This window comes from Mesorhizobium sp. M7A.F.Ca.CA.001.08.2.1, from assembly GCF_003998455.1.
GTDB lineage: Bacteria > Pseudomonadota > Alphaproteobacteria > Rhizobiales > Rhizobiaceae > Mesorhizobium > Mesorhizobium ciceri.
Genome location: NZ_RZPW01001082.1, coordinates 1 through 1,570 on the forward strand (window position 1 = coordinate 1; position 1,570 = coordinate 1,570).

Genomic DNA, 1,570 nt, shown 5'->3' on the forward strand with positions numbered 1-1,570 from the left:
TCGCGTGTCAGCACGACATCAACCCGGTCGCCCGGCGTGACGAAGCCGCCAACCCCGGCGATCTCGTCGGTACGGATGGTCACCGCCCGCATTCCGGGCGTCATCATGTTGGAGAGCGTCGCGCGGCCATTCGGGCCGGACAGCTTGGTCAGCAGCACCGGTTCGTTGACCTCGATCGGCGACAGCACCACGCGGCTGCCGTCGGCGAGCAACCCATTGATGGTGGTGAAGGCGCCCTGCGGCACGGACTCTTGCGACCACGGGATTTCGCTGAGCTGCGCGCGGTCGAGCTCCATGCCGTAGCGCAACGGGGCATTCGCCACCACGATGGTCTTGAATTCGACCTTCGGCACGACAGGTGCCGGAATCGACGACGTCTTCTCTTCGGAATCGGCCTTGGCCTGGCTTTTGACCCAGAAATCCGCGGCAAAGATCGAGATCGCGCCGAAAACGGCGGCGATGCCGATCATCGATATGGCCTTGCCCCTCACGCCTAAACCCCTGATATCAGCAGTTTCTTATTTAGTTGGGCTCACGTTAGGCGGCATTGTTAAAGAATCAGGAATCCCGGGCGTTGGTATCGGATCTATTTCCGCCGGCTTGGTTATCGAATGGTTTTGGGGTAAGAGGGCCCAGATCCCCGAACGGAACAGGAACCTCGGTCGCTTGGCGCTGAAAAGCGTGGCAGTATCGCGAGGTGATTCGCAGCACCGGAACCTATGGCAGGCATGGACGACAGCAACGATCTCTTCGGCAATATGGACAAGCAGCCGCAGCCGGTGCGTACCGCTGCGCGCCCGGCGGATCCACTGGTGGTGCAAGCCACCAAGCGTCCTGCCTCGACCAAGGACGGCAGCGAGGGCTATAGCGCCGCCGACATCGAGGTGCTGGAAGGGCTGGAGCCGGTGCGCCGCCGGCCAGGCATGTATATCGGCGGCACCGACGACAAGGCGATGCACCATCTGTTCGCCGAGGTCATCGACAATTCGATGGACGAAGCGGTTGCCGGCCACGCCACCTTCATCGATGTCGAGCTTTCGGCTGACGGCTATCTCGCCGTGACGGACAATGGCCGCGGCATCCCGATCGATCCGCACCCGAAGTTCAAGAAGCCGGCGCTTGAAGTGATCATGACGACGCTGCATTCGGGCGGCAAGTTCGACTCCAAGGTTTACGAGACATCAGGCGGCCTGCATGGCGTCGGCGTGTCCGTGGTCAACGCGCTGTCGGACCATCTCGAGGTCGAGGTCGCGCGGGGACGGCAACTCTATCGGCAAAAATTCTCGCGCGGCGTTCCCGTGACCGGCCTGGAACAGTTGGGCGAGGTCCACAACCGGCGCGGCACAAAGATCCGCTTCCACCCCGACGAGCAGATTTTCGGCAAGGGCGCGGCGTTCGAACCGGCGCGGCTCTACCGTATGACGCGCTCGAAAGCCTATCTGTTCGGCGGCGTCGAAATCCGCTGGACCTGCGATCCGTCGCTGATCAAGGAAAAAGACCAGACGACGGCCAAGGCGGAATTCCATTTTCCCGGCGGCCTGAAGGACTATCTCAAGGCATCGCTCGGCGA

At 62.2% G+C, this 1,570-nt stretch carries 2 protein-coding genes; one reads left to right on the forward strand and one right to left on the reverse strand.

Annotation, left to right across the window (positions count from 1 at the left end; all coding sequences use genetic code 11):
- Positions 1 to 491: Flp pilus assembly protein CpaB (cpaB, locus tag EN914_RS34940; protein ID WP_245497921.1), on the reverse strand; the 491-nt coding region annotated here is incomplete at its 3' end.
- Between the two features lie 237 nt (positions 492 to 728).
- Between cpaB and EN914_RS34945 the strand changes: the two genes are divergently transcribed.
- Positions 729 to 1,570, forward strand: an 842-nt coding sequence (locus tag EN914_RS34945; protein ID WP_245497922.1) for an ATP-binding protein, incomplete at its 3' end; no start/stop codon positions are given.